Origin of the sequence: Sagittula sp. NFXS13, assembly GCF_040148795.1 — a bacterium.
GTDB lineage: Bacteria > Pseudomonadota > Alphaproteobacteria > Rhodobacterales > Rhodobacteraceae > Sagittula > Sagittula marina.
Genome location: NZ_JAGEMH010000036.1, coordinates 1 through 15759, shown reverse-complemented (window position 1 = coordinate 15759; position 15759 = coordinate 1). Strand labels below are relative to the sequence as shown.

Sequence of the window (15759 nt, the reverse complement as noted above, 5' to 3'; positions counted from 1 at the left end):
GATCCAGATCCGGATGGCAGTCCTGAACCGTTTCACGGCCCTCGGCATCCCGCTCACCGTAGCCATGGGATAAGTGTGTCCGGGGAAAGGGGAAATGCGGTCGTCAGCTGATTTGCGCAACAGCGCCGTGCAATTCTAAAGAACGCCGATCCGGGTGGGGTTCTTTCAACGAGTACGAAGGTACCAAGAAATGGAAGTGGTCTCACCACGCTTGGTCGGATGATCCAGCTGATGTTGCTCAAAGGTACGTGTCAGACCCATACGAATATACCAAAGAATACATCCACTCATTTGTAACAAGTGAGAGTTGAATGGGCTGCGCTCTTGCCGCTCGAACTCCGAATGTTCTGCGCGATGAACGAATGACCGCAATAAGTATACGGCAGCGCGGTATCTGCCTATCAGTGAGCATCAGCTTTGGGCCGGTCATGTCGGCGGGCCCCTTCGGCGTGGAGCGATCAATTGCCACGGGCTGATCCGGATCGGAGCCATCATAAAGATCAGCGGTTCAACCCGGCCTTGGTCCTTGCCTCGAGTTGCTGCGCCGCGTCGGTGTCGATGAGATCGAAGGGCGAGAACTGGCCCTCGAAGTTCCGGTCGATCTCGCACCTCTGTGCCGGCCCGGCCGATCAACCTAAATGTGTCGTCCGTCAGCGGCATTGCGAGGGTGACGCCGCCGCGACCTGTGGAATGATGTCTGCGATGCCTCTCCCTGACGCCCGAAACATAACCTGAATGTGAGTTATTCATGGATGGAAACCCCGGGTCCCTTCTGGGTGGACATCAATAATATGGGTCGAGCACTCTGGCAGAGCTGGAGCGGGTACCACAGCTGGGGCCGCTGCGAGATACAACCTCGCGGAACATTTCCCTTGGAAACATCCTGCCGGTCAGGTGCACATTGCATCAAAATGAGGGGCAGCGGCTGCTGGCGCGCGACCCTGACCTTGGCACCCCTGTCACGAAAGCCCTGGAACACATCCGTCCGGGACAGGGGAAAAGGATCGTCAGATGTTTTTCAGAACACCGGCTCTTTCTTTGACCGGTTCGCATCTTGCGTCGGCGTCAGGCCGGCGAGGCTGGTGCGAGGTCGGTGACGGGGGGCCACCGATTGGCACCGCGCCCTTCTGTCGAGCCTCATGCGTGGATCAGCCGAGGTGCAGGTCTACGCCTGCCTGTTCCGCAAGCGCCGCGATGCCCGGGGGCGGTGGGCGGTCGGTGACGATGGTATCCACGTCCCCGATGCTGCCCAGCCGGACAAGCCCGCGGTAGCCGAACTTGCTGCCGTCCGCGGCAAGCAGGACACGGCTGGAATGCTGCATGGCGGTGCGCACGCTTTCCACTTCAGCCTCGTCGTCGTCACCGAGGTCGCCGTCCTCGTCAATGCCCGAGACCGAGAGGATGGCCAGGTCGAACTTGAAACCCGAGATGAAGGAGCGCGCCTGTTCCTGGAAGACGCCGCCGTCGACCTGGCGGACAAAGCCGCCGGGGATGGCGATGGTGAAATCGGTGACCTCGCGCAGGAAGGCAGCGATGCGCAGGCTGTAGCTGACCACGCGCAGGTTCTCGCGCGCAACGAGCGCGCGGGCCACGGCCTCGCAGGTGGTGCCGGTGTCGAGAAAGACCGAGGCGCCGTCCTCGACAAGGTCTGCCACGCGGGCGCCGATGCGGTCCTTGGCGAGCGAGTTGGTCACGCGGCGTCGGCGCAGCTCGCCGGGCTCGACCGAGTTGGCCAGCATGGCCCCCCCGTGAAGGCGGCGGACCTGGCCCTGGCGTTCGAGCTCCATGATGTCACGGCGCGCGGTCTGCGTGGTCACCGAGAAGCGGCGCGCGATGTCTTCGATCGAGATGTATCTCTGGGCCGCGAACTGCTCCATCAGGCGCTGCTGGCGGGTTCCCTTCCTGTCTGTATCCATTGCCCCGGTCTCCTGCCTCGCTGTCCTGACTTGATACACGCGAGGTCTGTTGTTTTTCGAGAAAAAAAGGAGGCCGCGGCTGTGGGTGCCGCGGCCTCGCGTCTCGTGACGGGTGGGCGTCGTCAGAAACGCATCTGCACGCCGAGGTTCACGGCGTTCGACTGGCCGTCTTCGCCGAAGGCGCCGTCGTAGCCGACCGAAAGCACCGCGCTGTCGCTCAGGTCCATGGCAACGCCAAGGCCGATCTCGAATGCGTCCTCCGCAAGGCCGGTCCCGGCGACCGAGAAGTCGCTGCCACCGGCGAAGGCGAGGTCCGCCTCGGGGTCGGAGGCGTCGAGCACGTGGCGCCAAGCCAGCGCACCCGAAAGACGCAGCGGCGTGGTGCCCGCGTCAAAGGCGCTTTCGGCGCGCAGGCCGATCGTCGCGAAGCTGGCGTCGAACTCGGAGTCCTGCAAGCGCAGCGCCGCATCACCGCCATTTTCCGAGGCGCCGTCGGTCTCGACCCGGACATGCGAGAGGCCGCCGAAGGGTTCGAGCATCGCGGTGCCCAGTGTGAAGCGGTGCGACAGTTCCGCGAAGACCTGCGTGGTGTCCGCGTCGTAGTCGGCCTTGAGCGTCTCGTCGAAGCCGGTGAAGGACACATCACGCCACGTGGAAACCTGGCTGCGAGTGTAGCTGGCTCCGACGCTGAAGGCCGTGGCACCGAAGCGCTGGCCCGCCGAGAGGGCGAAGTGCAGGTCGTCGGTTTCCGCCTCGCCGCGCAGGCCGTCGAGGCTAGTCTCGCCCTGACCGATGCCAGTGGCAAAGCCGAAGGTCAGGCCGCTTTCGAGCTTGGCATTGGCCCCGAAGAGCGTGCCGTAGGTCGAGCGCGACACGTCGCGGCTGTCGGTGCCGTCAATGTCGGCGCCTGCGCCGTAGCCTTCGAACCAGAACTGAACGCCGGTTTCGCTGCCGTCGCGTGTGCTGCGGAGCTTGTCGGCGGCGCTGTCGGTGACTGCGGCGGACTGTTCGGCCAGAGCGCCGATGGTGGCCGCATGAAGCTCGCCCGACATCTGCTCAAAGGCGGTGTCGGCGCTGGCTTCGCCCAGCATGACGACGCTGTCAAACAGCGGGTTGCCCATGCCCAGCGGTTCCATAGCGCGGGCCGCGGCGCGGCCGTTGCGGGTGGAGGCGACGCTGTCGAAGGCGGTGTCGTTGCGGTCGAGCGCCAGCGTCAGGCTGGTGTCGCCGTAGGTCAGGCCAGCGTCCAGGAAGGCCAGCGAGGAACTTACGCCGTCGAAGTTGCCGCTGATGCCGTTTTCGGCGGTCAGCACCTCGTAGGAGGTGAAGGGCAGATAATTGCCGCCCTCGGCGATCACGACGGTGCTGCCGCCCTGGATGTCGACCGTGCCGGTCACGTCCACGTGGTCGGCTTCGCCCTCGGCGTTGGCCTCGATCTCGAAGGTGGAGCCTTCGGCAAAGCTCAGGTCACCGGCGACGGAGAGCCTGCCAATGCTGTTGCCTGCGCCCAGTGTGCCGCCCTGCGCAATGGCGAGGTTGCCGGTTGTGCCGCTGCCGCCAAGACGTGCGCCGTCGTTGACGGTGGTGAGCGCGGAGGCCGCGGTCGAGCCGTTCACGATCAGCGCGCCACCGTCCACGGTGGTTTCGCCCGTGTAGGTGGTGTCGCCCGCGACAACCAGGACGCCCGCGCCGCGCTTGGAGAGCGCGCCGGTGCCGGAAATGTCACGTTCCGTGGTCACGGCTGCCGCCGCGTCGCGGAGGTCGAGCCAGCCGCCGGTGCCTTCGAGCGAGATTTCGCGGTCGAGCGCACCCATCTGTGCGCCTTCGACGGCAAGCCCGCCGTTGTCGAGGCGCAGGGTGGCATCGGCATCCCCAAGGGCCGCGTCCTCGGTCACCACGACGGTGCCGCCGGCGGTCACGAAGGTTTCGCCGATGAAGCTGTGGTCATCGATGCAATATTCGGCGACGGCGGCCTGCAGGCGCGGGTCGTCGGTGGTGCAGTCGAGCAGCGTCTTCTTTTCCTCGGCGGTCAGCCAGTCGAGCACGGGTTCGCCGTTCTCGTCGGCGATCTGGCCGAGGTAGACGTCGTCGCGCATGTTGTTGCGGGTGAGGGTGAATTCGCCGCCGGTTTCGTCGAAGGTGGTGGCCTCGTCGCTCCAGACAAGGCGGGTCTGTTCGTCGCCGTCTGCGCCGTAGGTCTCGAGCTTGGGGCCGACCCAGCGCAGGTCATGGGCGACAAGTTCGTGGTCGGTGTAGGCGGTGCCGTCCTCGGTCACGTCGACCTGGTCGAGCGTGCCGGTGTAGGCATCGTCGGCTGCGTCGGCCACCTTGTACCACTTGCCGAAGGGGCGTGAAGCAAGGAAGTGGTCGATGCGCACGCGGTCCCAGCTGGGCCATGTGTTGGTGGCGTCCTCTCCGGCCGAGGGCCAGGTGGTGACGCCGTCGTCGAAGTCGTGCGGCTCGAAGCCTTCGCGGTCTGCGCCGTGCAGGAGGATAAAGTCCTTCTTCAGCAGGTTGAGCGTGACCGGTGTGTTGTGCTCGACCGGATAGGTTTCCTCCGCGAACAGATCGTCCGGGATGTCGTCGAGCGACAGGCGCGCGCCGCGGTTGGCGTCGATGAAAGCCTGCATGGCGTCGGCATCGACAGCGTATTCGTCGAGCAGTGTCTCGTAGAAACTGTTGCCGCTTCTGAGGTAGTTCTGGAGGATCAGCTTCTGCTGGGAGGCACGGTGCAAGCCGCGCTCGGAGGTGTCACCGGCGTTCCAGTCGCCGGTCAGGATGACCGGGCCACCGGTCGACTTAACCCATTCGGTGATGCCGCGCACTTCGTTCAGGCGGGTCTGCGAGGGGTCGCGATAGTCGAGGTGGACGGAACCAACGACCGTGTCGGGCACGCCGCCGCCGGGCTGCGCCGTCTGGTAGGCCACCGAGTCGCCCTGCGTGTTCGTGCCGAACGCACCGCCGACGCGGCTGAGCACACCTGTATCGCCCTGTTTGATGAACTCATATTCGCCAAGCCCCTCATCGCGGAGGATCTGCTGAAGGCCGCTGAGGTACTGTTCGCTCCAGAGCTCTTGGAAGGCGATGATGTCGTAGTTCCCGTTAACGAAGACGTCCTTGATGGCGTCGAGGTCGTTCCGGAACTGGTCGCCCCAGGTGTTCATGGTGAGCACGCGCAGCGTGCTTTGGTCCTGCGCGATCGCAGGCGATGTCAGAAAAGCGACAGCAGCGACGCTACCGAGAAGCCCGGCGCGGCCGGCGCGCGTGAGCCGCCGTGCGGAGCGTGAAAAGGAGAATTTGTTCTGCATGGTATCCATCGGGATTGGAAAAATTGGACCGGGCTGGTGGGGCCCGTGCGATTCCATCGCGAGCGGAGGATTGCCATGTTGATATGTCGGTTAGGTGACAAAATGTAAAACTACAGACATTTCCTTTATCGCCTGTCTGTCGGCACTGATGATTGGCTGGAGGGCGCCATGTTCACATGCCAACACGGGGTGGCTCAGGGGAGAGCCGTCGGGCACCGCCGGGACCCTGAGGTATGATGCCACCGTCACCGGGAATACCCACGGTGCCCTCAAGGTTTTGCAGTGACAGCTGTGCCTGTCAGCGAGGCGCCAAACAGTTAGAGCACATGTTTACCGACATACAGGAGGAGCTGACCTCAGGGGTTCGCCATGCAGGAAAGCCCGGAGGCTGTGCCCTTTAAGTTGACGTCGGATCCTTGCGCCCTGTCCGGAAATCTGCCTGAACCCGCTCAAAAATTTCGTCTACCGAGCCCGCTTCAGCAGGCTTTTTCCGTCATGTCATGTGGTTCGCCGGAACTTCGCCCGATTTTAGCGGGGAACTTGAGCGCGCCTTGAAATGACGCAAAACAAGATATTGCTTTTCGGGCTCTCGAGACAACTCCATCCCGGCTTCCACGTTTGACAACCAACAGGCAACTTATCAGGACGTTGCTGGTTCAAGATCAGCATCTTTCAGTCCTCGACCGGTCCGCCCGAGCGTAGCCCAAGTTGCGTCGCGTGCCACGCGGCTTCGGCGCGCGAACTGATGCCAAGCTTGCGGTAAACGACCTTGATATAGCCTGCCACGGTGGACTCAGCGATGCTCATCACATGCGCCACTTCGGCGTTGCGCAGCCCGCTGGCGATCAGAGAGAGGACCTCGGTTTCTCGCGCAGTCAGGCGGTCTTCGATGGTGGTGACAGGGCCGGTCAGACGAAAATGTTGCATGATACGCCGGGCTATCGCTGGCGAAATTGCGGGGATACCGTGCCCCAGTTGCTGCAGCTGCTGCACAAGCATCGAGGTTTTGCTTTCCTTCAGCAGATACCCGTCGGCTCCGGCTGCCAGCGCCGAGACGATGCTTGCATCGTCGCCCATGACCGTGGTCACGACCTTGATTGCAGCAGGGTTGCTCCGTCGTAAAATGCGCAAGACCTCAAGGCCGGATCCGTCGGGCAGGCCCAGGTCGATCAGGGCGAGGTCGATCGGTTGCAGGGCGAGCGTTCTGGCGACCGCGACGCGTGACGCCGTCACAACCTCGGCCTGCGGATAGATTTCAAGGACGATCGTTTCCAGCCAATTTCGGGCTTCTGCAATGTCCTCAAGGATCAGGATACGCTTCAACGCTCAGCACTCGCTTCTGTTGGAACCAAGGGCAGTCGTGCTGACAGGACCGATCCGGTGGTCGTGCGTTCCAGATCAAAGGTGCCAGATACCTGCGACACCCGTTCGGCGAGGTTTTTCAACCCGCTGCCGGGGCGAGCAGCCTCAGTGCTGAAACCGGATCCGTCGTCGATGATCATCACGCTCAGGTCTGGCGCATCATATGTGATACGGAACATGACCTGAGTTGCGCCGGAATGGCGTATCACGTTGTTCGTGCCCTCCAACATCAAAGCGCGCAGGGTTTGAACCAGGGCTGTATTCAGCTCGACATGCGGGAAAGGCCCAGCCTGCCACTCAGCCGCAATGCCGGCGTCTTCAAGATGTCTGGACACTTGCGCACGAAGATCCGCAACGATGTGGCCGAGCGGGTGGGCATCCTGATTCGGGTTGGAGACGATCTCGCGCAGGTCGAAAAGTGTTTGCCGGATCAGATCGTTCTTTCTTTCCTGACTGTCGGAACGCAAGGCACCGATCAGCAATACGCCAATGTTGTCGTGCATGTCGCGATTGATGCGCCTCCGTTCAGAGGCGATGGCATCCAGGTATGTCTGGTTCTGCCGCAGGCTCGTGTCCATGAATGCACTCAATGTCCGGGCCCGCTGAAGGTCCCGCGACGAGAACAGCCGCGTGCCTTTTCTGGCCCATGACAGCCGCAGTGGCGGCAGCCCGAAGACCGGAGCCAGCGCAAGCGCCGCCCCATCCTGTTCGAGGCGGCAGTCGCCCGGGGCCTCAGACGTCACTGTGTCGATCGAGAGCGGATCAAAGACGTCCTGCCAGAAGTTCAGGCGTTCTTCCTGCTTCTTCTGGGGGTCCATGGCGTGAGAAATCTCTGTGATACGCCGGTAAATCACTTCTGGCGGCATCGTCCGGTCGCGGCTTAACCACGCGCCGGCACGTTCTCGCAGGGGCAGATACACCGCCCCTATGATCGCAAGAGACATGCCCAAGGCAGGGGCGCGATCCACGGAAAGACCAAAGATCAGTGCCGCGTCCAGCAACAGCAGCAGAACAACGCCAACCCCGTAGAACAACATCCGAAAGGACCAGATCGGAAGGTCGAACAGTCGATAGCGCGCGACGCCAAGTGCAATGCCCACATATATGATCAGAAAAAACAGGAACGCCGTGCTTTGCGCCAGCCAGACGCTCTGGCCCAACATCGTCGGCAGAATTGCCGTTACGACAAATCCGCCTGCTCCGACAGAGACGGCCACGCCCAGCCATCCCAACATGGCACGGGCGGTCGGAGTGTGACGGTTGACGAAAACCTGCACCGCAATCGCGATGAGCAGCGCAAGCATGGTCGCGGCGACCGCATCCTGTAGCAGACCGACATGGCGCGGCCAATCGTACACCTGAATGAAGATTATCATACTGCCGATCGCGAGGGTGGGCAGAAGGACAAGCAGGCGGGGCACGATCCGCCTGGGATAGATCAGGAACAGGGTCAGCATGCCAATCCCGAACACCAGCGTCCCCACGCCGTTGATGTGGCTGGCGATCTTGAAGGTCGCATAATCCAGCGCGATTTCGCGGGTGCTGTAGACACTGGCAGTCCAAGCCGCGAGCGCAAGCCCGACCCCGGTCAACAAAACCATCCACGCAGCAAGATCGCGGATGCGCAGGCTTACAAGCCAGAACCCGATCACCAAGCCGACGACCCCCACGCCGAGCTGCGTCCAGAACTTCAGCGGCAAGCTGCTGAGGGGGCGGGCCTGCTGGACCTCGACCACGACAGGAATCGTAGTGTCTGCAGCGCCCGGCGCGCGGAAGGCAAGTGTCACCTCCCCGGTCAGGAGCGCCCGAAATATCGCGCCCTGATTGGTGTAGAATCTGCGGAGGCCCTCGAAGGTAGCGATCATGTCAGGCTCTTCGATCAGCGTGTCAGACGTCACGGTGATCGGATTTTGACCCTCGGCCTGAACGCTCGCCAAGGCGAAGCCGATGAAGTCTTCGGGAACGGGGCCGCTGGCGTGAAGAGTAACGGCGCCGCGGCTGTTGTCTGTGGCCAGCGAGAGACCAATCCACGGCTGGGACATCGCGACATACGCAACAAATGCTGCGAGCACGAAGCTGACCAATGTGCAGGCCAGAAAAAGCAGCCCTGGGGTGTGAAAAAACTTCAACTCGTCTGACCTGAATCAAATGGCACATCCACGTTAACGCAAATGAAACATTTTTTTTGCCGTCGATAGCAACTGTTTTCGAGCGCCCCCCTGAACAGGGGAGTGCCAAAGGCAAGCAGTTGGCGGCAAGCAAGTACCAGCGCCCGCAACGAGAGGCGCCGGATTCGCGGCGCCAGAGAGGGGCGCTTCAGGCAACACTGTGGGGAGACAGGTAGCATGAACCATTTGAAAGTGATGACTATAGCGGCGGCAGGTGTGGCGTTGATGACGCTTGGCGCGTGTGACGGAAGCAGTGGATCGCCCGGCCGGCTGGGAACCGCGGTTGGCGGGGGGACGACATCGGGCGGAGGCGGCACATCGAGTGGCGGCGGCGGCACGACATCGGGCGGAGGTGGCACATCGACCGGTGGCGGCGGCACGACATCGGGCGGCACGCCGACCGGGACCGGCAGCCTCGCCGCTTTCGATGCCAAAGCTCTGAACTACAACCTGCTCGTTCCTACAGCGACCGGACTCACTGGCACCGCCGATTACGCCGGCGAAATCTCCATGCTGACCCAGGCGAATGCGGGCAACACAGCCGAAGCCGTCGTCGGTGACCTGAACATGACCGTGAATTTCGATGCCGGTGCAACCAACCCGGTCACCGCGACGGCCGGCAACTTTGCCGGTGAGGTGAACGGCACCGCGACCTCCATCGGAGGCACACTGAGCACCGCCAGCGCGATTGCAGGCGATGTAAATTTGGTGACTGCAACGTCGACCGGCGTGGGGACTCTGACCAGTGCCACGGCGACCCTGCGCGGTACCTTGAGTGATCCGACCGGGTCCTTGTCGGGGGATGCGCGCATGATCCTCAGCGGCAATTTGAAAGAGGCCGGCGGCGCCAAGATGGGCGGCGGCCATCAGACCACGATCACACCCTCCGGTGGAGGTTCGACGATCGCCACCGGCGGCAGCCTTTGGGCTGACAAGTAGTGGGCATCATGCGGCGTCTGATTGCCATTCTGCTTCTGGGGCTGGGTGCGATTTGCACTCAGCCCGACGGGGCAAATGCCGCGCCGGATACCTGGACTACCGCGCTGGAGCTTATGGAAGCCGGGCAGACGCGCGCTGCTCTGCCTTTGCTGGAGCAGCTTGTTTCAGCGCACCCCGACAACAAACATTATCGTTTTGAGCTGGCGCTCGCTTTATACAGGCTTGAGCGCCCATTCCGGGCCAAATGGCAGCTCGAACAAGTGCGCGGCGCAAGCCTGTCTCCTTCCGAAGCGCAATTGGTGACCCAATTCCTGGCAGCCATAGAAGCGCAAAGCGCCTGGTCAGGGGCGCTGAGCTTTGAGATGAAATCGGAATCCAACGCCAATGGACAAACCCGTGATCGAACGGTCGCCGCAAACGGGATGCAATTCGTTCTGCGCCCCGATTCGCGGGCAAAGCCCGGCGCCAGCCTGATCACAAATGCCGAAATCGGTTACACGCAGGCGCTCTCGGAAAAGTGGAGCGGCCTCGTCTCGCTGTCCGCATACGTGAAACACAATGAAGAAAGAAGTCTGCGGGACACGCAGCTGACCGGCCGGGCCGGTTTTCAGTACAGACCCAACCAACGCACCGCTTTTGCATTCGGTTTGCTACATGGCAACCGTTGGGTGGCGGACGACGCCTATTCCAGCTCGACTGGTGTCTGGGCCGAGTACAGCCAATTGATCGGCAGTCGAAGTAGATTGAATGCTGGCGTCGAGGTCAGCAAGATCGAAGCCTTTACCATGCAACCCGACAGCCATCGTACGCTGTTGTACGGTGGCTACACGCTGGCACTGAACGGCAACGCGCGTCTCGACCTTGCAGGGTACCTCGAAGACACAGGCGGCGGTCTGCCCACGCTCACCGGTCAACGCGCGGGTATTGCCGCCACGGCCCTCTATGCCTGGAAAGGTGGGTTGATGACCTCGGCCGAAGTTTCCCACCACCTGGACCGTCGCCGGGGAAAAGAACCTTTCTTCGACGTCGCCCGTGAAGACCGCAAAACCGCGATTGCGCTTTCTGTCTACCATCGCGATTTTCGGATCGGCAGTTTTGCCCCAAAAGTGATCCTCGGCGCAGAAAAGAACCAGTCGAACATACCGCTCGCGCGCCATGACAATCAGTACCTGTCCATAGGTTTGACAAGGAATTTCTGAGAAGCTGGACCAAAGCTGTCGTCATTCACCTCGTTTCCCCTGAGCTCTGGGTACGCTGATCTCGGTCGCGATGCGTGGCTTTTGGCTCTGAATACAGACACTTGCTGTTGCCTCAGCCATCTCACTCAGAAGTGTGGAGCCTGCAGCGGCCGTCAGCAGGGGACATTGTTCCTTTGTTCCTGACTGCGCTGCTTGCATAAGCCGAGCGCGATGGTGGCGTTCACCCGGTCTGCACAAGACCTCTCAACGTTGAGCAATCTCAGCGCATAAAATAGCACTCCAGTCATCGTCCGTTTCACCGAACGGTAGAAGCTGCAAACTTGGATGCGCGTGCTGCCTGATGCCGGACATTTCGCTCTGAAATACAGGGCGGTGGTCAGGCAGGTCGGGGATGCCAAGAGCATTGTCGGCCCTTAGACGGCCACGCTTGCCTGTCAACGCGGCATCCCGGGTCATCTCGGGATAGAGCGCCTGTTTTCAGCGAGCCCCGGCACTCAAGTGCTTCATTCGGAACGAATGTTGGCTGACGCGCGTTGTTGTATCAGGCGCATTGGGCGCTGATCCGAGAACCAGATAAGGGGTGAGACGCATGTCACGAACAGACGCCGCGCAGTCAGCAACCATCACGCGCAGGGGTCTGCTCTCCGCCGCCTCGGCACTGCCCGTCATGGCTCTTTCGCAATGGCCGGCCAAAGCCTTCGCGGCAGAGTTCGACGTCGACGCATTTCTGCGCCTCTCTGAAGAACTGACCGCTCGCAATCAGCTGTCCGAAAGCATCGGGACAGACTTTTTCAAAGCCTTCACCGCCACGAACCGCGCGGAGGATCTGGCCAAATTGGCGGACGGCGCGGAGGATCGCGACCTCGCCAATTCCGTTGTGGCCAGTTGGTATTCGGGAATTTCCCCTGATCCTGACGATCTAAAGGTGGTGAGCTATACCGACGCCTTGATGTGGGACGCGATGGATTTCACCAAACCGCAGGCCGTCTGCGGCGGCGAAATGGGCTACTGGGGAAACGCGCCAGACGCGTGATGCGCAACCTTCGCCCAACCCAATACACTCACATTCAAGGCTTCTCATAATGGCTAACGATATCACGGCAGACGTTCTGATCATCGGCACCGGCATCGCCGGCGCTTTGGCTGGCGCAAAATTGGCTCAGAAGGGCCTCAAAGTCGCATTTCTGGAAAGCGGAAAGCGCATCGACCGCTACGACGCGGTCGAGAAATTCTGGAACGCCAAGATCAAGGTCCCTGAATCCGCCTACCCGAATGACCCGACGGCAGAGCATCCTCTCACCCACAAGCCGAATGACTTCTACAATCAGACCGGTCCGGAGACGTTCAAATCCACATATATCAAGGTGGTTGGCGGTACGACTTGGCACTGGCTGGGGACGACCTTGCGCAACGTGCCCGCCGACTTTGAGTTGAATTCTCTCTACGGTCAGGCGGTCGACTGGCCTATCAAGTATGACGCACTGGAGCCGTTCTATCTGGCGGCCGAACAGGAAATCGGCGTCGCCGGCGACAGCAGCGAAGATCTTGGCTCGCCGCGTTCCGGAGATTATCCGATGGAACAAATTCCGGTCACATATCTCGACAAGCATGTCGGCGCTGCGCTCGACGGCACGAGGTTCAAGATGCGCTCCACGCCGCAGGGAAGAAACTCGGCATTTCACGCGAACCGCCCGGCCTGCTGCGGCAACGCCTCGTGCATTCCCGTGTGTCCCATCCAGGCCAAATACGATGCGACCGTCCACGTGCGCCTTGCCGAGGATGCCGGGGCAACTGTGCATGACGAAACCACCGCGACGCGGCTGAACCTCGAGACTGATGGCAGGATCGCATCGGTCGAATTTCGCCGCTCCGATGGCAGCACGGGCACGGCCTCGGGCACTGTCGTCGTTCTGGCCGCCCATGGCATCGAGACGCCGCGCCTTTTGCTGAACTCCGCTCAGGAGGGGGCTGCAAACGGCGTCGCAAACAGTTCCGATCAGGTGGGGCGCAACCTTATGGACCATCCCTCGAAGCTCAGCTGGGCGACGACGGCCGAGCCGGTCTTTCCCTTTCGCGGACCGCTCTCGACCTCCGGCGTCGAGAACTTGCGCGATGGCGATTTCCGAAAGGAGCGGGCGGCGTTCCGTATCGAAATCGCAAACGACGGTCACAGCTGGCCCACCGGCGCGCCCGAGTCTACGGCGGCAGACCTTGCCAATTCCGGCCTGCGTGGAGCCGAGCTTGACGCCGCCATACGGGAGGCGACCTCGCGGCAGATACGCATCAGCTCGCTGGTCGAGCAGTCGCCCGATGCCGAAAACCGCGTGACGCTCGATGAAGACAGACGAGACGCGAACGGCGTGCCGATGCCGCGCATACATTACGACTATTCAGATTACACCTTGGCCGGCCTTGCCGCAGCTCAAGAGGCACATGACGAAATCTTCGAGGCCATGAATGCGTCGGACATCCACCATTCTCCTGCTGTTGAAGGCGCGGGTCACATCATCGGCACGGTGCGGATGGGGTTGGACGCCCAGACTGCGGTGGTGGATGCCGATCTGCGCAGCTTCGATCACAAAAATCTCTTCATGCTGGGATCGGGCACGTTTCCCACGTCCGCGACGGCGAACCCGACCCTGACGATTGCCGCACTGTCGCTGCGCGCGGTCGATGCAATCGCAACGAGCGTCAAGGATCTTTGACGCTCGCCATTCTGGCAGAGCGAAGCTGAAAACGGCACTGAGCGCAGCGCCGTTTTTAGTTCGTGCCTGTCTTTCCAGTGTCGCCTTGCTTTCGGCATCAGTGACACAAAATGCACATGCGCGAAGTGAGACACCCAAACCGGCGAGATGTTTGGTTATTTATTGTTGATTGCCCCTGAGAGCTGATCCGGTAGCCCCATAAATTGTCACTGAGACCTGACCCATGTGAACACACTTCCCTGACGGTTTTGGTTGGGGGGATTTGGAGTGATCGACATAGGATTCTCGAGTGTCATTCGACGCTGGGCATTGCGTGACAAAATGCCAATCAGGAGATTGCCCGGCGGACGGGTTTGTCTCGGAACGCGATCACGAAGTATCTGCGTGAAGGCGCGGTGGAACCGAAGGTCAAGACGCCCAGACTGACAGATCCCCCCGAGGTCGATCCGCCGGACGCTCTGGCATTGCAAACAACGCCAGAGGCCAACGTCGATCGCTGACGGGTTGCGACAGACTGAGGAGAAGCACCATGCGTCATGACCCTGCACGCGCCTCTATCGTCATCATGGTTCACGCAGTCTCAAGCTCTATGGCATGGCACATGCGATTGAAAACTTGGTCGCCCAAGGCGCGCCAGCGTTCGAAGCTGCCACGCCAATGCTTTCACAGCCGCTCAAGGCAGAGATTGCCGAACGCGAGGTACGGTCTATCGCCGATCACACGAAGGTCGCCGTTCGGCGGGAAAACAGTCCCCCGGACTGTTTTTTCTCCGCCTTACCCCAGCATACAAGGACCTGACGCGCTTCGACTTTGCATCGAGCGGGATCAACGAAGCGACAGTGCGGCAGCGACACCGATGCCAGTTCATCCATTGCCCGGCAGTCGTTTGCAGTGCAAACGATGAGAGGGGAAGCTGCCGAGAATGTCGTTTTGATCGGCGGCCCGTCGTCCATTGGGCTCGACCCAATGGCGCCTCGATAGACGACCGGGCAAGAGCCACACAGCCACGGCAATCGGCGTCCAAGCCATCGAACATCACCGGCGTAAGGTGCGCTTCTTCTCGACCGTGGAATTGGTCGACGCGCTGGAGCAGGAGACGGCGCTTGGAAAGGCAGGGACACTGGCTGAGATGCTGACGAAAGTCGACTTGGTCATCCTGCCCTCTCGGCAGATTTTGCGAGCAAAATCGCCTGCCGGGTAATAGACGAACTCGGCTAGCTGCTGTTCAGTTCATCTGGCGAGGCGCTGCTCTTCCATCTGCTCAGCAAGCTCTACGAGCGCACCAGCGTCATCATCCCCACAAACCTCAGCTTCTCAGAATGGGCGCAGGTCTTCGGCGACGCAAAGCAAAGATGACCACCGCACTCCTCGATCGGCTCACACACCGCTGTCACATCCTCGAAACCGGAAACGACAGCTTCCGCGTCAAGGCCAGTTCCGAGGCAGCAAAGAAAACTGCAAGGGAGACCAAAGCATCGACTGCGTCATAAACCACGACGCGTAAGTGAGGGTGGGTCAAATCTCGGTGAAAATACCGGGGCAGTTCTCTGTGACAATCAAGAGCGCTGAGCCACCACCTGATGGATCCAGAGGCGCTTGCGGTCTTTTGCGAGACCCATGCCTAAGAACGCAATCGGCTGCGCCGAGAGGCGGAGGGCGCGAGAGAAACGCTGGAACGCAGCTTGGCCCAGACCAAACGTGATCACCGAAAGCTGGTGGAGGCCATTATCGCAGGTGTTCCGGCGGAGCAGGTCAAAGACCGGATAATCGAGCTGGACCAGCAAAGACAAAGGCTGGAGAGGAGGCTTTCCGCCTCCCCTGCCCCGGCTTCGATCCTGACCCACCCGTCGATGGCTGTGACTTACCGCGAGCATGTGGCGGCGTTGATCTCGGGTCTGGGCAACAGGTCAGGGATGGTCCCTGCCGCAGACGCACCCGATGGGCACCGGATCGAGCTCAGTGGAGATCTGGCGGGCATTCTGGCGTTGGGGGACGCGGAAACGACCAAGCCCCCGCGGGAGGCGAGGGCTTGGTCGTATTTGTTGGTTGCGGGAGTAGGATTTGAACCTACGACCTTCAGGTTATGAGCCTGACGAGCTACCGGGCTGCTCCATCCCGCGCCAATGGTCGGACAAGGTATAGAGAGATATCTGAGTTTACTA

At 61.4% G+C, this 15759-nt stretch carries 10 protein-coding genes, 1 tRNA gene and 1 pseudogene; 6 read left to right on the top strand and 6 right to left on the bottom strand.

Annotated elements, in window-relative coordinates; all coding sequences use genetic code 11:
• Positions 1-1148: 1148 nt before the first annotated feature.
• The 4 genes from J4E08_RS24210 to J4E08_RS24195 all read right to left on the bottom strand — a co-directional run bounded on the left by J4E08_RS24210 (position 1149) and on the right by J4E08_RS24195 (position 8715).
• A complete protein-coding gene (locus J4E08_RS24210; RefSeq protein WP_349540697.1) occupies positions 1149-1916 on the bottom strand; it encodes a DeoR/GlpR family DNA-binding transcription regulator in 768 nt (255 codons plus the stop codon).
• A gap of 122 nt (positions 1917-2038) precedes the next feature.
• On the bottom strand, positions 2039-5233 hold the full coding sequence (locus tag J4E08_RS24205) for an autotransporter domain-containing protein (RefSeq protein WP_349540696.1): 3195 nt from the start codon (positions 5231-5233) through the stop codon (positions 2039-2041).
• A gap of 663 nt (positions 5234-5896) precedes the next feature.
• Positions 5897-6547, bottom strand: a complete 651-nt coding sequence (locus tag J4E08_RS24200; protein ID WP_349540695.1) for a LuxR C-terminal-related transcriptional regulator — start codon at positions 6545-6547, stop codon at positions 5897-5899.
• Positions 6544-8715: a sensor histidine kinase gene (locus J4E08_RS24195; RefSeq protein WP_349540694.1), complete on the bottom strand. Its 2172-nt coding sequence runs from the start codon at positions 8713-8715 to the stop codon at positions 6544-6546. The genes J4E08_RS24200 and J4E08_RS24195 overlap by 4 nt, the downstream gene beginning before the upstream one ends.
• Before the next feature lie 216 nt (positions 8716-8931).
• On the opposite strand from J4E08_RS24195, the gene J4E08_RS24190 reads away from it, so the two are divergent.
• Together J4E08_RS24190 and J4E08_RS24185 are read left to right on the top strand one after the other, a co-directional pair.
• Positions 8932-9693, top strand: coding sequence for a hypothetical protein (locus tag J4E08_RS24190; protein WP_349540693.1), 762 nt, complete (start codon positions 8932-8934; stop codon positions 9691-9693).
• Positions 9694-9701: 8 nt separating this feature from the next.
• Positions 9702-10892 (top strand): surface lipoprotein assembly modifier, encoded by a 1191-nt coding sequence (locus J4E08_RS24185; protein WP_349540692.1) that lies wholly within the window; start codon positions 9702-9704, stop codon positions 10890-10892.
• A 243-nt stretch (positions 10893-11135) separates the two neighbouring features.
• On the opposite strand, the gene J4E08_RS24180 is transcribed toward J4E08_RS24185, so the two are convergent.
• The gene (locus J4E08_RS24180) at positions 11136-11348 is read right to left on the bottom strand and encodes a hypothetical protein (RefSeq protein ID WP_349540691.1); all 213 of its coding nucleotides are present in this window, start codon (positions 11346-11348) and stop codon (positions 11136-11138) included.
• 133 nt (positions 11349-11481) lie between these two features.
• Between J4E08_RS24180 and J4E08_RS24175 the strand changes: the two genes are divergently transcribed.
• The 4 genes and pseudogenes from J4E08_RS24175 (at position 11482) to J4E08_RS24660 (ending at position 15087) form a co-directional block, all read left to right on the top strand.
• Positions 11482-11925 (top strand): sugar dehydrogenase complex small subunit, encoded by a 444-nt coding sequence (locus tag J4E08_RS24175; RefSeq protein WP_349540690.1) that lies wholly within the window; start codon positions 11482-11484, stop codon positions 11923-11925.
• A gap of 49 nt (positions 11926-11974) precedes the next feature.
• A complete protein-coding gene (locus J4E08_RS24170) occupies positions 11975-13597 on the top strand; it encodes a GMC family oxidoreductase (protein WP_349540689.1) in 1623 nt (540 codons plus the stop codon).
• A 353-nt stretch (positions 13598-13950) separates the two neighbouring features.
• Positions 13951-14097: a hypothetical protein gene (locus tag J4E08_RS24165; RefSeq protein ID WP_349540698.1), complete on the top strand. Its 147-nt coding sequence runs from the start codon at positions 13951-13953 to the stop codon at positions 14095-14097.
• A 29-nt stretch (positions 14098-14126) separates the two neighbouring features.
• Positions 14127-15087 (top strand): annotated as a pseudogene (locus tag J4E08_RS24660) (ATP-binding protein).
• A gap of 553 nt (positions 15088-15640) precedes the next feature.
• Here the strand turns inward: J4E08_RS24660 and J4E08_RS24155 are convergent.
• Positions 15641-15717: transfer RNA gene (locus J4E08_RS24155), tRNA-Met, on the bottom strand.
• Between the last annotated feature and the right edge of the window lie 42 nt (positions 15718-15759).

Excerpts from the sequence above, each read along its gene's own strand:
- J4E08_RS24210 (WP_349540697.1), bottom strand. The coding sequence starts at position 1,916 with ATGGATACAGACAGGAAGGGAACCCGCCAGCAGCGCCTGATGGAGCAG.
- J4E08_RS24205 (WP_349540696.1), bottom strand. The coding sequence starts at position 5,233 with ATGGATACCATGCAGAACAAATTCTCCTTTTCACGCTCCGCACGGCGG.
- J4E08_RS24190 (WP_349540693.1), top strand. The coding sequence starts at position 8,932 with ATGAACCATTTGAAAGTGATGACTATAGCGGCGGCAGGTGTGGCGTTG.
- J4E08_RS24185 (WP_349540692.1), top strand. The coding sequence starts at position 9,702 with ATGCGGCGTCTGATTGCCATTCTGCTTCTGGGGCTGGGTGCGATTTGC.
- J4E08_RS24180 (WP_349540691.1), bottom strand. The coding sequence starts at position 11,348 with ATGACCCGGGATGCCGCGTTGACAGGCAAGCGTGGCCGTCTAAGGGCC.
- J4E08_RS24175 (WP_349540690.1), top strand. The coding sequence starts at position 11,482 with ATGTCACGAACAGACGCCGCGCAGTCAGCAACCATCACGCGCAGGGGT.
- J4E08_RS24170 (WP_349540689.1), top strand. The coding sequence starts at position 11,975 with ATGGCTAACGATATCACGGCAGACGTTCTGATCATCGGCACCGGCATC.